Genomic DNA, 17,796 nt, shown 5'->3' with positions numbered 1-17,796 from the left:
ACCCGATGGCGGTTACGCCTTATCGGGCCTACGTGAACCGAACCTGTACGCCGGATAAGCTAAGCGCCATCCGGCGTTGAAATTCAAGATATTAAGGAAGCAAGTTATGGCACTTTGGGGTGGGCGTTTTACACAGGCAGCAGATCAGCGGTTCAAACAGTTCAACGACTCGTTGCGTTTTGACTACCGCCTGGCAGAACAGGATATTGTCGGCTCTGTGGCCTGGTCTAAAGCGCTGGTAACGGTCGGCGTACTGACTGTCGATGAACAGCTGCAATTGGAAGAGGCGCTGAACACTCTGCTGGAAGAGGTTCGCGTTAATCCGCAGCAGATCCTGCAAAGCGATGCCGAAGATATTCATAGCTGGGTGGAAGGTAAGCTGATTGATAAAGTCGGCCAGCTTGGTAAAAAACTGCATACCGGACGTAGCCGTAATGACCAGGTCGCGACCGATCTTAAACTGTGGTGTAAAGACACGGTTATTGAATTACTGTCGGCCAACCGTCAGCTGCAAAGTGCGCTGGTGGTGACGGCAGAGAATAACCAGGACGCCGTTATGCCGGGTTACACCCACCTGCAACGTGCGCAGCCGGTGACGTTTGCTCATTGGTGTCTGGCCTATGTCGAAATGTTGGCGCGTGACGAGAGCCGTCTGCAGGATTCGCTCAAGCGTCTGGACGTCAGTCCACTGGGTTGCGGCGCGCTGGCGGGTACGGCGTATGAAATCGATCGCGAGCAGTTGGCCGGTTGGCTGGGCTTTGCCTCGGCGACGCGTAACAGTCTGGACAGTGTTTCTGACCGTGACCACGTGTTGGAGTTACTCTCCAACGCCTCTATTGGCATGGTGCACCTGTCGCGTTTTGCTGAAGACCTGATTTTCTTTAATACCGGCGAAGCGGGCTTTGTCGAGCTGTCCGATCGTGTAACTTCGGGTTCATCTCTGATGCCGCAGAAGAAAAACCCGGATGCGCTGGAGCTGATCCGTGGCAAATGCGGTCGCGTGCAGGGTGCGCTGACCGGCATGATGATGACCTTAAAAGGTCTCCCGTTGGCATACAATAAAGATATGCAGGAAGACAAAGAAGGGCTGTTCGATGCGCTCGACACTTGGCTGGACTGTCTGCATATGGCTGCGCTGGTGCTGGATGGCATTCAGGTGAAACGTCCGCGTTGTCAGGAAGCGGCGCAGCAGGGTTATGCTAACGCCACCGAGTTGGCGGATTATCTGGTAGCAAAAGGCGTCCCGTTCCGCGAAGCACACCATATTGTGGGTGAGACGGTGGTCGAGGCGATTCGTCAGGGCAAACCGCTGGAAGCGCTGTCGCTTGCTGACTTACAAAAGTTCAGTCAGGTGATTGGCGATGACGTTTATCCGATCCTCTCGTTGCAATCGTGCCTGGATAAACGTGCGGCGAAAGGCGGCGTGTCGCCACAGCAGGTGGCGCAGGCGATCGACTACGCGAAGGCGCGGCTGGTGTAAAAAAAAAGAACCCCGTCGCTGTGAGCTGACGGGGTTCTGACTTTATGCGAAAAGGATTATTTCAGCATATCTTTCGTAACAACCAGTTTGGCGACGGTTGCCGGATTCGGTGTAACACGTTCAACGACAATGGTTTCACCTTCGGAGATGTCTCTTTCACCAGACGTTACCGTGGTGATATCTCCCGCTGTTTTGACAGAGCTGTAATAGCAGTTACCGTTGTCACAACTGAAGATGTAGTTACCGTTTTTCGCGTCACCCATCACTTTCACGACCCACGCAGAACCGTTCGCTGCTTTCCAGCCCAGCGCTTTGGCGTCAAAATCAACAACCACATTCGGTACGCCGTTGATTTTTTTAACCGTCAACGATTTCACTTCACCGGCATCCTTGACCGGATTGTTACCTTCCTGCATATCCCTCGTCACAGTGAGCTGTGCCAGGATTTCAGGATTCGGATTGGTACGTTTAACGGTGATCACTTTTCCTGGCGCTAACATGTAGGACATGCCACCGGTCCGTACCGTGCTTTGCGTACCGTAGTTAGAACGGTAGCTGTAGTAGACACTGTTGCCGGAGGTAGAGAAGGCATATTTACCATCCACATCTACCGAGTAACTGTTACTGCCGCTCAGCTTGCTGGTATCGAAATTTACATTGATGCGCTGCTGACCATCAAAAACATCGATATAAACCGCTTTCACATCACCGGCAAGATCGGTAGACGCTTCATCTGCGGAATTGTCATGCGTAAACGGCGCAAATACCTGGCTGTATGCGTACATCGGTGCCTGCTGTGCGGTCATGCCGCTGTGCTCCGGGCTGACCTGCTTCGCCACGCCCGGCTGATCGCGCGTCATCGACCACGCGCCAATCATGCCGAGGTTGCGTTTTTTCGCGTCGTCCATCACCAGTTTCGCATCGGACAGATAGAACACTTCGCCCTGTACATCGTTGTAACCGATCATCGGGGTGGTGCCCATCATGGCGTTGATCTCTTTGTCAGATTTCTCTGGCCAGATTTTCTTCAACTGGGTGAACATGTTGTCGATGGCGGACGTGGCGCATTTACCGTGGATGTTCTGCCCTTCGGTACCGTCTGACTGGCAGACGGCATTACCGTAGTCCATGGTCATTACGTTAATACCAGCCAGCTCAACGCCGACATGGCGCGCATTTTCCAGCACATACAGACCTTCAGCCGTCAGACCGGTCGGCAGAATCGGCAGGGTGTACCAGATACCGACTTTGCGACCTTCCTCTTTCCACTGAGCCTGAACCTCTTTTACTGCCTGGTTGCGGCGATCGATGGAATCCTGATCGGCCACCCATGTGCCTTCGATGTCAAAATCCAGCACGTTCAGGTTCAGGTTATCAACAATGTCGTAGTAGAGTTTTTGCAGATCTTTCACATTCTTACAGGCAGCCGCCAGCGGGGAGTTATTCGCTCCGCCAATGGAAACCATCACATCGCCACCGGCTTCACGCAGCGCTTTTATTTTACTGTACTGTGAGTAATCCTGCAGATTATAGGCCGTACCCCAGGTTGGGATGCACTGCTCGCCACTTTTCGCGACGACAAACGCCATGGTGAAGTGGGTAATGTTTTGCTCTTTCGCCAGTTTCGCCAGATCCGGAATGCTGTTCAGGCTAAAGTCGACGTATGGTGCATAAACGTGGGCAGGCCACGGATTCTTCGGCGTCCCTACGCGCTCTTTGGTGCCAGTCCAGTTGGTATAAATTGCCCATGGGTTTTTATCATACGGCATAACGCCTTTGACTTTCGTCTGAGCGACAAAAGGCGTTCCTTTGTACACCGCCAGTTTGCCGGGTTCGTAAAACGCAATGGAATTGATCTGTGGGGCATTCTTAAATTGTTCCTGGGTGAATTCGACCGTTGGGCCTAACGGTTTCCACGGACGGCCATTGGTGCCGGTCGGGTTCTGGTTACCTGCAATAGAAGGGTTTTCGCCAACGGTATAGTACAGTGCTTCATAAGACTGGCCGTCAACTTTGACCTCGTCCCCTTTGTTGTAAACCTGGCTGGAACGCCAGTCGGGTACTGGCGTATAGAGTTTCCACGGATTGTCGGCACCTGGGGTGAAGGAATAAGCCGGAATGGGCCTGGACGCTTCATATGTCACATCCTGATAAGCGACAATATCATCTTTGGCATAATCTTTTTCGGCGCTGAATGCGTCGTGGGCAACAGGCGTGGCGCTCCCGGATTCACAAGTGGTTGGGTTGCCATATTGATCGATTTCCGCTTTTGTGGCATCGCGCACATAACTCCACGGATTATCCCAGTTTTCAGCTGACGCGCCCTGTGGGCAATTATCGGCATTTACATACCAGCGGTTACTATAAACTTTACTGTCAAAAATAACTTCAATGGTGTTTCCACCTGCCTGACCGCTCCAGGCTTCCAGAGCGAATGCGTTTGCGGCGCACGACATCAGGCCTGCCGCGAGAAAATATCGCGAAATAGTATTGAGTTTCATAAAAGATTCCATTCGATAAATATTAGAAAAATATGGGTGAATGTACTCTAAATAATTAGAGTGGCGAAGAAACGAGTGTTCTTGCGATTTGCCATATATTGAATATCGCGCGGTTATTATTTATGAACCTGACAGGGCGTCAAATATATAAATGATACAAAATGTTTTTGATTATTTTAATTTAATATGGTTTTAATTTAAATAATCGGATGAGAATATGTAATTTATATTTTGTATATATTTTTTTGAATGTATTCGCGCCGGGCGCAAAAAAAATGCGGACTCAAGGTCCGCAAAAGTTCACGTTGGCTTTAGTTATTTCGAGTATGAGAGAAACTCTCAAAACGGACAGTAGCTTCAAGGGTTAAAGGGGTACCGTTCCGTTTCTGTGGTGCATTATTAAACAGAAAGCTTGATAGGGATAATCGTTCGTTGCTATTCTACCTATCGCTACGAACTATCGTGGCGATGGAGGATGAATAATGAATATTCGTGATCTTGAATACCTGGTGGCGCTAGCCGAACATCGTCACTTCCGACGAGCGGCAGACTCCTGTCACGTTAGTCAGCCAACGCTGAGCGGGCAAATCCGCAAGCTGGAAGATGAGCTTGGCGTCATGCTGCTGGAGCGTACGAGTCGCAAAGTACTGTTCACTCAGGCAGGTTTACTGCTGGTGGATCAGGCGCGCACCGTGCTGCGCGAGGTCAAAGTGCTCAAGGAGATGGCAAGCCAACAAGGCGAGACAATGTCTGGACCGCTGCATATTGGTTTGATCCCAACGGTGGGGCCATACCTGCTGCCGCATATTATTCCTATGTTGCATCAGACCTTCCCAAAACTGGAAATGTATCTCCATGAGGCGCAGACGCATCAGCTGTTGGCGCAACTGGATAGCGGTAAGCTCGACTGCGTCATTCTGGCGCTGGTGAAAGAGAGTGAGGCGTTCATCGAAGTACCGTTATTTGATGAGCCTATGCTGCTGGCGATCTATGAAGATCACCCATGGGCAAACCGCGACTGTGTGCCGATGTCCGATCTGGCGGGTGAGAAACTGCTGATGCTAGAGGATGGCCACTGCCTGCGCGATCAGGCGATGGGCTTCTGCTTTGAAGCGGGTGCTGATGAGGATACCCATTTCCGGGCGACCAGTCTGGAAACGCTGCGTAACATGGTGGCGGCAGGTAGCGGTATTACCTTACTGCCCGCGCTGGCCGTGCCGCCGGAGCGTAAGCGTGATGGCGTTGTCTATTTGCCCTGCATCAAGCCAGAACCGCGCCGTACGATTGGCCTGGTGTATCGTCCAGGTTCGCCGCTGCGCAGCCGTTATGAACAGCTGGCAGAGGCCATCCGTGGGTCAATGGATGGCCATTTCGACAGTGCGTTAAAACAGGCGGTTTAAGCCATTTAGCGCTGCTACCCGATAGGCTTCCGCCATGGTTGGGTAGTTAAAGGTGGTGTTAACGAAGTATTCGATGGTGTTACCACCACCTTTTTGCTCCATTATCGCCTGACCGATGTGAATAATTTCGGCCGCGCGTTCCCCAAAGCAGTGGATCCCCAGAATCTCTTTCGTTTCGCGATGGAACAGGATCTTCAGCGTTCCGACACTCATACCCACGATTTGCGCACGTGCCAGATGTTTAAACTGGGCGCGGCCAACCTCGTATGGAACTTTCATGGCCGTGAGCTGCTGCTCGGTTTTACCGACGGAGCTGATTTCCGGAATGGTATAAATCCCGGTCGGGATATCTTCGATCAGATGCGCGGTAGCTTCGCCTTTTACCAATGCCTGGGCGGCAATGCGTCCCTGATCGTAGGCCGCCGATGCCAGACTCGGATAGCCGATCACATCTCCTACGGCATACACGTGCGGCAGCGCCGTCTGGTACATGCTGTTGACCTTCAACTGCCCGCGGCTGTCGGTTTTCAGCCCAATATTTTCCAGCGCCAGCGAATCGGTATTACCGGTACGGCCATTGGCGTACAACAGGCAGTCGGCTTTCAGTTTCTTACCGGATTTCAGATGCATGATGACGCCGTCATCGCAACCTTCAATCTTCTCGTACTCTTCGTTGTGGCGAATGACCACACCGCTGTTCCAGAAGTGGTAAGAGAGCGAGTCGGACATCTCTTGATCGAGGAACGCAAGCAGACGATCGCGGGTGTTGATTAAATCGACTTTGACGTCCATTCCACGGAAGATCGACGCATATTCGCAGCCAATTACTCCCGCGCCATAAATCAAAACATGGCGGGGTTCATGGTGCAGGCTCAGGATAGAGTCGCTGTCATAAACCCGGGGATGGGAAAAGTCGACATCCACCGGATGATAGGGGCGTGAACCACAGGCGATGATGAACTTATCCGCGGTCAGCGTTTCCACCGTGCCGTCGTGGCATTCAAGGGCGAGTGTGTGTTCATCAACAAAACGGGCATTTCCCTGCAAAATTTCACAGTGGTTGCGCTCGTAAAATCCTTGCCGCATACGCGTTTGCTGATTAATAACGTTATCAGCGTGGTTGAGAATATCGGCGAAAGAAGAACGAAGGAGTCGGGAGTGGTCGCTGTAAAGTGGGTTCTGATTGAATTCAATAATACGGCTGACGGCGTGGCGGAGGGCTTTCGACGGGATGGTCCCCCAGTGGGTACAGCCTCCGCCGACGTTATGATAGCGCTCAATCACCGCGACGCGCGCTCCTTGCTTAACCAGACCCATTGCAGCGCCTTCGCCGCCGGGACCGGAACCTATTACTATTGCATCGTAATCGTAGGAATGTGACATGGTCAGGCTTACCTGTTCTTATACATAAAAGCAACAGAATAGTAACATCGTTGTCGGGATAACCCAATTATCGTTGTGCTTTTTTGCGAACCCGAAGCACAAACTGCGCGTAAACAATCATTCACAAAGCCATGCCAACCGCCTAATCTCTGGTATAGTGCCAGCAAGGTATGTGGAAGGATTCAGACATCGTGATGGGCGTTAGAGCGCAACAAAAAGAAAAAACCCGGCGTTCGCTGGTAGAAGCCGCATTTAGTCAACTCAGCGCTGAGCGTAGTTTTGCCAGCCTCAGTTTACGCGAAGTCGCTCGTGAAGCGGGCATTGCGCCAACCTCGTTTTATCGCCATTTCCGCGATGTGGATGAACTCGGCCTGACGATGGTGGATGAGAGTGGTTTGATGCTGCGTCAGTTGATGCGTCAGGCGCGTCAGCGTATCGCGAAGGGCGGGAGTGTGATCCGCACCTCGGTCTCAACATTTATGGAGTTCATCGGCAACAATCCCAACGCCTTCCGTTTATTATTGCGCGAGCGTTCGGGAACCTCCGCAGCGTTTCGCGCAGCGGTCGCTCGTGAAATTCAGCACTTCATTGCGGAACTTGCGGACTATCTCGAACTCGAAAACCATATGCCTCGTGCGTTTACTGAAGCGCAGGCCGAAGCCATGGTCACCATTGTGTTCAGCGCCGGGGCAGAAGCACTGGATGTTGGCGCCGAGCAGCGTCGACAACTGGAAGAACGGCTGGTATTGCAACTGCGCATGATCGCGAAGGGCGCATTTTATTGGTACCGCCGTGAACAAGAGAAGATGACGCATCACTCCGAGTAACGAGAAGGACGAGCAATGAAACAGTCAGGTCAAGATAAAGGTACGCTGCTGCTGGCGCTGGTTGCTGGCTTATCGATCAATGGCACATTTGCGGCGCTGTTTAGCTCCATTGTGCCATTCTCAGTTTTCCCAATTATTTCGCTGGTGCTGACGGTTTATTGTCTGCATCAACGCTATCAAAACCGCACCATGCCTGTGGGGTTACCGGGCCTGGCCGCCGCCTGTTTTATTCTCGGCGTTCTGTTGTACAGCACTGTGGTACGCGCTGAATATCCGGATATTGGCTCAAACTTCTTCCCGGCGGTTCTGTCGGTGATTCTGGTGTTCTGGATCGGCTTTAAAGTGCGTAACCGTAGACAGGAAATCGTGGAGTAATATTTGTAGGCCGGGCAAGCGAAGCGCCCCCGGCCAGGACATCATTTACTTGGCGGTCAGTAATACTCCGCACTCCATATGGTGCGTATACGGGAACTGATCGAACAGAGCCAGGCGTGAAACATTGTGCGTCTGGCTTAACGTTTCCAGGTTCTTACACAATGTCTCCGGGTTACAGGAGATGTACAGAATTCGCGGGTACGCCTGCACCATTTTCTCTGTTTCGCTGTCCAGACCGCTGCGCGGTGGGTCAACGAAAATGGTTTCACACTGGTAACTCTTCAGATCGATTCCCTGCAAACGGTTGAACTCACGAACCCCGTTCATCGCCTGAGTAAACTCTTCGGCCGCCATGCGGATAATTTGTACGTTATCAATATGGTTAGCCGCAATGTTGTATTGCGCAGCAGCCACGGACGGTTTAGCGATTTCAGTGGCCAGCACGCGGTTGAAGTTTTGTGCGAGGGCTAACGAGAAATTGCCATTGCCGCAGTACAGCTCAAGCAGGTCGCCTTTTGATCCCCTGGTGACATCAATCGCCCATTCCAGCATCTGAATATTCATGGCGGCATTCGGCTGGGTGAAGCTGTTCTCAACCTGGCGGTAGATAATCTCTTTACCCGCAACCGGCAAGCGTTCGTCAATGTAATCCTGGTCCAGCTCGATTTTGGTTTTGGTTGCCCGGCCAATCAGATGCACGTTCAGGTTTTGCGCCCGTAACGCATCCCGCAGCGCTTCAGCTTCCTGACGCCATTCATCATCCAGCTTTTTATGGTACAGCATCGATACCACCGCCTGATCGCTCAGGGTAGTGAGGTAATCAATCTGGAACAGTTTGTGGCGCAGGACGTGGTTGTTGCGAACACCGTCGATCATTGCCGTCATCAGCGTGTTGATAAGCTCGCTGGCCGCCGGGAAACTGTCGACGCGGATACGGCTTTTGGTCTGGCTGTCGAACATGATGTGGTACAGATCATCCCCGTCATGCCACAGACGAAATTCCGCGCGCATACGGTAGTGGCTGACCGGCGAGCGAAACACTTCCGGAGCCTGTGCATAAAATGGCGTCATTAAGCTCTGCAGACGCACTACTTTTTCAGCTAACTGGGCGTCGTACTGTTCTGTCGGAAGGTGTTCGGGGGTCATGATGCGTCCTGAAAAATAAAAGTACGCGGGGATTGTAGGGATTGCTCAACAGATGTCCAGTCATTGATGATTTCCGATATTGTGATGCACGGTCTGGACACCAGGTTGTAACAAACTGTAGCATCCGTTTTCCGGTCCTGTGAGTTAAAAGGGAATCCAGTGTGAATCTGGAGCTGACGCGCAGCGGTAAGGAAGGTAGGAGATGAGCGCACCTGGTGCAGACACTGCGGCTTGCCGTGGGAAGTCATCATCTCTTTAAGTTGCCTCCAAGCCCGAAGACCTGCCGGCTAACGTCGCATCTGGTTTTCATCATCGCGTACTATCGGTGGGACCTGCGGCATCCTTCTTATATTGTGGATGCTTTACAATGATTAAAAAATCGTTGCTGTGCACGGCACTGTCCGTCACAGCATTTTCGGGTTGGGCGCAGGACACTAGCCCAGATACTCTCGTCGTCACTGCCAACCGTTTTCAGCAGCCTCGTAGCGCTGTACTTGCCCCTATCACCGTTGTTACGCGTCAGGATATCGATCGCTGGCAATCCACTTCCGTCAATGATGTGCTTCGTCGCCTGCCGGGCGTGGATATCGCCCAATACGGTGGTATGGGACAAAATTCGTCTATTTCTATTCGCGGTACCAACGCCAGCCATGTGCTGGTGTTGATTGACGGCGTGCGTCTGAACCTGGCAGGGGTTAGCGGCGCAGCCGATCTTAGCCAGTTCCCCGTCTCGTTAGTGCAACGTATCGAATACATTCGTGGGCCGCGTTCGGCGGTTTATGGTTCTGATGCGATTGGCGGTGTGGTGAATATCATTACTACGCGTGAAAAGCCGGGGACGGAACTCACTGCCGGTGTGGGGAGCAATGGGTATCAGAATTACGATGTCTCAACCCAACAACAGCTTGGCGAAAATACGCGCGTCACACTAATGGGCGATTATGCCTATACCAAAGGTTTTGATGTTGTCGCATACGGTAGCACTGGCTCTCAGGCTCAGCCCGACAAAGACGGTTTCTTAAGTAAGACGCTGTATGGCGCGCTGGAACATAACTTTTCCGATACATGGAGCGGGTTTGTTCGCGGCTACGGCTATGATAACCGAACAGATTATGACGCGTATTATTATCCTGGGACGCCGTTAGTGGATACCCGTCAGCTCTATAGCCAAAGCTGGGATGCCGGGCTGCGCTTTAATGGCGAACTTATCCAGTCACAACTGGTTTCCAGCTATAGCCATAGTAAAGATTACAACTATGATCCGGATTATGGCCGCTATGACTCCTCGGCCACACTGGATGATATGAAGCAATATAATGTTCAGTGGTCCAACAGTATGGTGCTTGGTCACGGTAACGTAGGCGCAGGCGTTGACTGGCAAAAGCAAACCACGACGCCTGGCACCGGGTATGTCACGGACGGTTACGATCAGCGTAATACGGGTCTCTACCTGACCGGGTTGCAGCAACTGGGCGACTTTACCTTTGAAGGTGCGGCGCGCAGTGATGATAACTCCGAATTTGGTCGTCATGGCACATGGCAAACCAGTGCCGGATGGGAGTTTTTTGAAGGCTATCGTTTTATTGCGTCCTACGGTACATCTTACAAAGCGCCTAATCTCGGACAGTTGCATGGTTATTACGGTAATTCGAACCTGGATCCTGAGCAAAGTAAGCAATGGGAAGGGGCGTTTGAAGGCTTAACGGCGGGCGTGAACTGGCGTGTATCCGGATATCGTAATGATATTGACGACATGATCGATTACGACCCGCATACCGAGAAATACTTTAACGAAGGTAAAGTTCGTATTAAAGGTGTGGAAGCGACCGCAAACTTTGATACCGGGCCGTTGGCACATACGCTGAGCTACGATTATGTCGATTCGCGCAATGCGATTACGGACAAGCCGCTCGCACGGCGTTCTAAGAACCAGGTGAAGTACCAGCTCGACTGGCAGGTTTATGATTTTGACTGGGGCCTGACGTATCATTACCTGGGAACGCGTTATGACACTGACTACGTAACCTACCAGCCGGTAAAAATGGGTGGGGTTAGCCTGTGGGATCTTGGCGTGTCATATCCAATCACCTCACAGCTGACAGTTCGTGGTAAAATCGCCAACCTGTTCGATAAAGATTACGAGACAGTTTATGGCTACGCAACTGCAGGACGGGAATACACCTTGTCTGGCAGCTACACTTTCTGATCCGCGTCCCACCGTGCTGGTGTTTGATTCCGGCGTCGGTGGGTTGTCGGTCTATGACGAGATCCGGCGTCTTCTGCCGGATCTCCACTATATATACGCTTTCGACAACGTCGCCTTTCCTTATGGAGAGAAGAGCGAGGAGTTTATCGTCGAACGTGTTGTTGAGATTGTGACTGCGGTCCAGCAGCGCTATCCCCTCTCTCTTGCGGTCATCGCGTGTAATACAGCAAGCACGGTATCGCTCCCTGCATTACGTGAGAAATTTGCCTTTCCGGTTGTGGGCGTGGTGCCTGCTATTAAACCGGCGGCGCGACTCACGGCGAATGGTGTGGTGGGACTGCTGGCTACGCGTGCAACGGTGAAGCGTTCATATACCCATGAGTTGATTGCACGGTTTGCTAACGAATGTCAGATAGCGATGCTGGGTTCCGCTGAACTGGTGGAACTGGCGGAAGCGAAGCTGCACGGTGAAACCGTTTCTCTGGAAGAACTGCGTCGTGTCCTGCGCCCTTGGCTGCGGATGTCGGAACCACCTGACACGGTGGTGCTCGGATGCACCCATTTCCCTCTATTACGGGAAGAACTTTTACAGGTCCTGCCTGAGGGGACGCGGCTGGTGGATTCTGGTGCCGCGATTGCGCGTCGTACGGCCTGGTTATTAGAACATGAAGCGCCAGACGCGAAATCAACTGATGAGAATGTCGCATTCTGCATGGCAATGACGGCAGAAGCCGAACAATTATTGCCCGTGCTGCAGCGTTATGGCTTTAAGACGCTCGAAAAACTGGCTGTTTAGACTGTTTTGGTGGAAAAATAAGCACTCGGAAGATTATTTTAAATTTCTCCTTGTCAGCCTGAAATAACTCCCTATAATGCGCCTCCACTGACACGGAACAACGGATTACAAACCGCCGGGTCAGCGGGGTTCCACTGAGAATCTCGCAGAGAAAAGCAAAAATAAATGCTTGACTCTGAATGAGGAAAACGTAATATACGGGACCTCGCGACAGAGCGCTAAAGCGCGTCGCACCTGCTCTTTAACAATTTATCAGACAATCTGTGTGGGCACTTGAAGATACGGATTCTTAACGTCGCAAGACGAAAAATGAATACCAAGTCTCTGAGTGAACACGTAATTCATTACGAAGTTTAATTCACGAGCATCAAACTTAAATTGAAGAGTTTGATCATGGCTCAGATTGAACGCTGGCGGCAGGCCTAACACATGCAAGTCGAACGGTAGCACAGAGGAGCTTGCTCCTTGGGTGACGAGTGGCGGACGGGTGAGTAATGTCTGGGAAACTGCCCGATGGAGGGGGATAACTACTGGAAACGGTAGCTAATACCGCATAACGTCGCAAGACCAAAGAGGGGGACCTTCGGGCCTCTTGCCATCGGATGTGCCCAGATGGGATTAGCTAGTAGGTGGGGTAACGGCTCACCTAGGCGACGATCCCTAGCTGGTCTGAGAGGATGACCAGCCACACTGGAACTGAGACACGGTCCAGACTCCTACGGGAGGCAGCAGTGGGGAATATTGCACAATGGGCGCAAGCCTGATGCAGCCATGCCGCGTGTATGAAGAAGGCCTTCGGGTTGTAAAGTACTTTCAGCGAGGAGGAAGGTGTTGTGGTTAATAACCGCAGCAATTGACGTTACTCGCAGAAGAAGCACCGGCTAACTCCGTGCCAGCAGCCGCGGTAATACGGAGGGTGCAAGCGTTAATCGGAATTACTGGGCGTAAAGCGCACGCAGGCGGTCTGTCAAGTCGGATGTGAAATCCCCGGGCTCAACCTGGGAACTGCATCCGAAACTGGCAGGCTAGAGTCTTGTAGAGGGGGGTAGAATTCCAGGTGTAGCGGTGAAATGCGTAGAGATCTGGAGGAATACCGGTGGCGAAGGCGGCCCCCTGGACAAAGACTGACGCTCAGGTGCGAAAGCGTGGGGAGCAAACAGGATTAGATACCCTGGTAGTCCACGCCGTAAACGATGTCGACTTGGAGGTTGTGCCCTTGAGGCGTGGCTTCCGGAGCTAACGCGTTAAGTCGACCGCCTGGGGAGTACGGCCGCAAGGTTAAAACTCAAATGAATTGACGGGGGCCCGCACAAGCGGTGGAGCATGTGGTTTAATTCGATGCAACGCGAAGAACCTTACCTACTCTTGACATCCAGAGAACTTAGCAGAGATGCTTTGGTGCCTTCGGGAACTCTGAGACAGGTGCTGCATGGCTGTCGTCAGCTCGTGTTGTGAAATGTTGGGTTAAGTCCCGCAACGAGCGCAACCCTTATCCTTTGTTGCCAGCGGTTCGGCCGGGAACTCAAAGGAGACTGCCAGTGATAAACTGGAGGAAGGTGGGGATGACGTCAAGTCATCATGGCCCTTACGAGTAGGGCTACACACGTGCTACAATGGCATATACAAAGAGAAGCGACCTCGCGAGAGCAAGCGGACCTCATAAAGTATGTCGTAGTCCGGATTGGAGTCTGCAACTCGACTCCATGAAGTCGGAATCGCTAGTAATCGTGGATCAGAATGCCACGGTGAATACGTTCCCGGGCCTTGTACACACCGCCCGTCACACCATGGGAGTGGGTTGCAAAAGAAGTAGGTAGCTTAACCTTCGGGAGGGCGCTTACCACTTTGTGATTCATGACTGGGGTGAAGTCGTAACAAGGTAACCGTAGGGGAACCTGCGGTTGGATCACCTCCTTACCTTAAAGAAACGTTCTTTGTAGTGCTCACACAGATTGTCTGATGAAAATTAGCAGTAAGAAAATCTCTGCAGGCTTGTAGCTCAGGTGGTTAGAGCGCACCCCTGATAAGGGTGAGGTCGGTGGTTCAAGTCCACTCAGGCCTACCAAATTCGCCTCCGTGCTGTGTTACGGCGATGCTCGCATACTTCAGTATGCTTCGCACCACCGCGCCTTGCCCGGAAACGAATTAGGGTACAGAGATTAGCATTTACGATGGGGTTATAGCTCAGCTGGGAGAGCGCCTGCCTTGCACGCAGGAGGTCTGCGGTTCGATCCCGCATAGCTCCACCATCCCTTACTGCAAAAAAACAAGAAAACTTCAGAGTGTACCTGAAAAGGTTCACTGCGAAGTTTTGCTCTTTAAAAATCTGGATCAAGCTGAAAATTGAAACGACACACTGTTTCATTTCTCCGTAAACAAGAAATGAAAAGCGGTGTGTTCGAGTCTCTCAAATTTTCGCAACACTGAAGTGTTTTACGAAACATCTTCGGGTTGTGAGGTTAAGCGACTAAGCGTACACGGTGGATGCCCTGGCAGTCAGAGGCGATGAAGGACGTGCTAATCTGCGATAAGCGTCGGTAAGGTGATATGAACCGTTATAACCGGCGATTTCCGAATGGGGAAACCCAGTGTGATTCGTCACACTATCATTACGTGAATACATAGCGTAATGAAGCGAACCGGGGGAACTGAAACATCTAAGTACCCCGAGGAAAAGAAATCAACCGAGATTCCCCCAGTAGCGGCGAGCGAACGGGGAGCAGCCCAGAGTCTGAATCAGCATGTGTGGTAGTGGAACGGTCTGGAAAGTCCGACGGTACAGGGTGATAGTCCCGTACACAAAAGTGCATGTGTTGTGAACTCGAAGAGTAGGGCGGGACACGTGGTATCCTGTCTGAATATGGGGGGACCATCCTCCAAGGCTAAATACTCCTGACTGACCGATAGTGAACCAGTACCGTGAGGGAAAGGCGAAAAGAACCCCGGCGAGGGGAGTGAAAAAGAACCTGAAACCGTGTACGTACAAGCAGTGGGAGCCTCTTTATGGGGTGACTGCGTACCTTTTGTATAATGGGTCAGCGACTTATATTCTGTAGCAAGGTTAACCGAATAGGGGAGCCGAAGGGAAACCGAGTCTTAACTGGGCGTTAAGTTGCAGGGTATAGACCCGAAACCCGGTGATCTAGCCATGGGCAGGTTGAAGGTTGGGTAACACTAACTGGAGGACCGAACCGACTAATGTTGAAAAATTAGCGGATGACTTGTGGCTGGGGGTGAAAGGCCAATCAAACCGGGAGATAGCTGGTTCTCCCCGAAAGCTATTTAGGTAGCGCCTCGTGAATTCATCTTCGGGGGTAGAGCACTGTTTCGGCTAGGGGGTCATCCCGACTTACCAACCCGATGCAAACTGCGAATACCGAAGAATGTTATCACGGGAGACACACGGCGGGTGCTAACGTCCGTCGTGAAGAGGGAAACAACCCAGACCGCCAGCTAAGGTCCCAAAGTCATGGTTAAGTGGGAAACGATGTGGGAAGGCACAGACAGCCAGGATGTTGGCTTAGAAGCAGCCATCATTTAAAGAAAGCGTAATAGCTCACTGGTCGAGTCGGCCTGCGCGGAAGATGTAACGGGGCTAAACCATGCACCGAAGCTGCGGCAGCGACACTATGTGTTGTTGGGTAGGGGAGCGTTCTGTAAGCCGTTGAAGGTGTGCTGTGAGGCATGCTGGAGGTATCAGAAGTGCGAATGCTGACATAAGTAACGATAATGCGGGTGAAAAACCCGCACGCCGGAAGACCAAGGGTTCCTGTCCAACGTTAATCGGGGCAGGGTGAGTCGACCCCTAAGGCGAGGCCGAAAGGCGTAGTCGATGGGAAACAGGTTAATATTCCTGTACTTGGTGTTACTGCGAAGGGGGGACGGAGAAGGCTATGTTAGCCGGGCGACGGTTGTCCCGGTTTAAGCATGTAGGCGGAGATTCCAGGTAAATCCGGAGTCTTGTTAACGCTGAGGTGTGATGACGAGGCACTACGGTGCTGAAGTAACAAATGCCCTGCTTCCAGGAAAAGCCTCTAAGCATCAGGTAACACGAAATCGTACCCCAAACCGACACAGGTGGTCAGGTAGAGAATACCAAGGCGCTTGAGAGAACTCGGGTGAAGGAACTAGGCAAAATGGTGCCGTAACTTCGGGAGAAGGCACGCTGATATGTAGGTGAAGTGATTTACTCATGGAGCTGAAATCAGTCGAAGATACCAGCTGGCTGCAACTGTTTATTAAAAACACAGCACTGTGCAAACACGAAAGTGGACGTATACGGTGTGACGCCTGCCCGGTGCCGGAAGGTTAATTGATGGGGTTATCCGTAAGGAGAAGCTCTTGATCGAAGCCCCGGTAAACGGCGGCCGTAACTATAACGGTCCTAAGGTAGCGAAATTCCTTGTCGGGTAAGTTCCGACCTGCACGAATGGCGTAATGATGGCCAGGCTGTCTCCACCCGAGACTCAGTGAAATTGAACTCGCTGTGAAGATGCAGTGTACCCGCGGCAAGACGGAAAGACCCCGTGAACCTTTACTATAGCTTGACACTGAACACTGGTCCTTGATGTGTAGGATAGGTGGGAGGCTTTGAAGTGTGGACGCCAGTCTGCATGGAGCCAACCTTGAAATACCACCCTTTAATGGCTGGTGTTCTAACGTAGACCCGTGATCCGGGTTGCGGACAGTGTCTGGTGGGTAGTTTGACTGGGGCGGTCTCCTCCTAAAGAGTAACGGAGGAGCACGAAGGTTAGCTAATCCTGGTCGGACATCAGGAGGTTAGTGCAAAGGCATAAGCTAGCTTGACTGCGAGAGTGACGGCTCGAGCAGGTGCGAAAGCAGGTCTTAGTGATCCGGTGGTTCTGAATGGAAGGGCCATCGCTCAACGGATAAAAGGTACTCCGGGGATAACAGGCTGATACCGCCCAAGAGTTCATATCGACGGCGGTGTTTGGCACCTCGATGTCGGCTCATCACATCCTGGGGCTGAAGTAGGTCCCAAGGGTATGGCTGTTCGCCATTTAAAGTGGTACGCGAGCTGGGTTTAGAACGTCGTGAGACAGTTCGGTCCCTATCTGCCGTGGGCGCTGGAGAATTGAGGGGGGCTGCTCCTAGTACGAGAGGACCGGAGTGGACGCATCACTGGTGTTCGGGTTGTCATGCCAATGGCATTGCCCGGTAGCTAAATGCGGAAGAGATAAGTGCTGAAAGCATCTAAGCACGAAACTTGCCCCGAGATGAGTTCTCCCTGACCCTTTAAGGGTCCTGAAGGAACGTTGAAGACGACGACGTTGATAGGTCGGGTGTGTAAGCGTAGCGATACGTTGAGCTAACCGATACTAATGAACCGTGAGGCTTAACCTTACAACGCCGAAGGTGTTTTGGCGAAAGAGACATCGAAATTCAGCTTGATTACAGATTACATCGACATGCGAAAAGCGTGTTGATAAACAGAATTTGCCTGGCGGCTGTAGCGCGGTGGTCCCACCTGACCCCATGCCGAACTCAGAAGTGAAACGCCGTAGCGCCGATGGTAGTGTGGGGTCTCCCCATGCGAGAGTAGGGAACTGCCAGGCATCAAATAAGTGAAGAAGCCCATCCTGCCGGATGGGCTTTTTTGCGTCTGAAGGGAGTGAAAACTGCCGGATGCGGCGTGCCGCCTTATCCGGCCAGCGTCTGTTA

9 protein-coding genes, 2 tRNA genes, 3 rRNA genes and 1 riboswitch are annotated in these 17,796 nt (G+C 52.1%); of the genes, 11 read left to right on the top strand and 3 right to left on the bottom strand.

Going from position 1 to position 17,796, the window contains the following annotated elements; translation table 11 throughout:
• Positions 1-106 precede the first annotated feature (106 nt).
• A complete protein-coding gene (argH, locus tag HV352_RS22295) occupies positions 107-1,480 on the top strand; it encodes an argininosuccinate lyase (RefSeq protein WP_049269727.1) in 1,374 nt (457 codons plus the stop codon).
• 56 nt (positions 1,481-1,536) lie between these two features.
• Here argH and HV352_RS22290 read toward each other — a convergent pair whose 3' ends face one another.
• Complete coding sequence (locus tag HV352_RS22290) at positions 1,537-3,981, bottom strand: glycosyl hydrolase family 18 protein (protein ID WP_047415545.1); 2,445 nt, start codon at positions 3,979-3,981, stop codon at positions 1,537-1,539.
• A gap of 482 nt (positions 3,982-4,463) precedes the next feature.
• Here HV352_RS22290 and oxyR point away from each other — a divergent pair, with 482 nt between their 5' ends.
• Entirely contained in the window at positions 4,464-5,381 is a 918-nt protein-coding gene (gene oxyR / locus HV352_RS22285) for a DNA-binding transcriptional regulator OxyR (protein ID WP_003028858.1), read from the top strand.
• On the opposite strand, the gene sthA is transcribed toward oxyR, so the two are convergent.
• Positions 5,364-6,764: a Si-specific NAD(P)(+) transhydrogenase gene (gene sthA, locus HV352_RS22280; RefSeq protein ID WP_016155291.1), complete on the bottom strand. Its 1,401-nt coding sequence runs from the start codon at positions 6,762-6,764 to the stop codon at positions 5,364-5,366. The two genes, oxyR and sthA, sit on opposite strands and share 18 nt — an antisense overlap.
• A 191-nt stretch (positions 6,765-6,955) precedes the next feature.
• Here sthA and fabR point away from each other — a divergent pair, with 191 nt between their 5' ends.
• Positions 6,956-7,591 carry an HTH-type transcriptional repressor FabR gene (fabR, locus tag HV352_RS22275; RefSeq protein ID WP_003028862.1) on the top strand — a complete coding sequence of 212 codons (636 nt, stop codon included), beginning with the start codon at positions 6,956-6,958 and terminating at the stop codon, positions 7,589-7,591.
• Between the two features lie 15 nt (positions 7,592-7,606).
• Entirely contained in the window at positions 7,607-7,966 is a 360-nt protein-coding gene (locus tag HV352_RS22270; protein WP_016155292.1) for a YijD family membrane protein, read from the top strand.
• Between the two features lie 45 nt (positions 7,967-8,011).
• On the opposite strand, the gene trmA is transcribed toward HV352_RS22270, so the two are convergent.
• Positions 8,012-9,112, bottom strand: a complete 1,101-nt coding sequence (trmA, locus tag HV352_RS22265) for a tRNA (uridine(54)-C5)-methyltransferase TrmA (protein ID WP_019077891.1) — start codon at positions 9,110-9,112, stop codon at positions 8,012-8,014.
• Positions 9,113-9,227: 115 nt separating this feature from the next.
• A riboswitch (cobalamin riboswitch) is annotated at positions 9,228-9,415 on the top strand.
• A gap of 64 nt (positions 9,416-9,479) precedes the next feature.
• On the opposite strand from trmA, the gene btuB reads away from it, so the two are divergent.
• The 7 genes from btuB (at position 9,480) to rrf (ending at position 17,690) form a co-directional block, all read left to right on the top strand.
• Positions 9,480-11,318 (top strand): TonB-dependent vitamin B12 receptor BtuB, encoded by a 1,839-nt coding sequence (gene btuB / locus HV352_RS22260; protein ID WP_016157937.1) that lies wholly within the window; start codon positions 9,480-9,482, stop codon positions 11,316-11,318.
• Entirely contained in the window at positions 11,263-12,114 is an 852-nt protein-coding gene (murI, locus tag HV352_RS22255; protein WP_016157938.1) for a glutamate racemase, read from the top strand. The genes btuB and murI overlap by 56 nt, the downstream gene beginning before the upstream one ends.
• Before the next feature lie 375 nt (positions 12,115-12,489).
• A 16S ribosomal RNA gene (locus HV352_RS22250) occupies positions 12,490-14,031 on the top strand.
• A gap of 71 nt (positions 14,032-14,102) precedes the next feature.
• Positions 14,103-14,179 (top strand) — tRNA-Ile (locus HV352_RS22245).
• Between the two features lie 108 nt (positions 14,180-14,287).
• Positions 14,288-14,363: transfer RNA gene (locus HV352_RS22240), tRNA-Ala, on the top strand.
• A gap of 208 nt (positions 14,364-14,571) precedes the next feature.
• Positions 14,572-17,478, top strand: a 23S ribosomal RNA gene (locus tag HV352_RS22235).
• A 96-nt stretch (positions 17,479-17,574) separates the two neighbouring features.
• Positions 17,575-17,690 (top strand): 5S ribosomal RNA (gene rrf / locus HV352_RS22230).
• The 16S, 23S and 5S rRNA genes sit together here with 2 tRNA genes alongside, the layout of an rRNA operon.
• Positions 17,691-17,796 lie beyond the last annotated feature (106 nt).

Origin of the sequence: Citrobacter sp. RHBSTW-01044, assembly GCF_013781945.1 — a bacterium.
Classification (GTDB): Bacteria; Pseudomonadota; Gammaproteobacteria; order Enterobacterales; family Enterobacteriaceae; genus Citrobacter; species Citrobacter braakii.
The sequence above is the reverse complement of the archived record's forward strand: the minus strand, read 5'-3'. Positions and strand labels throughout refer to the sequence as shown.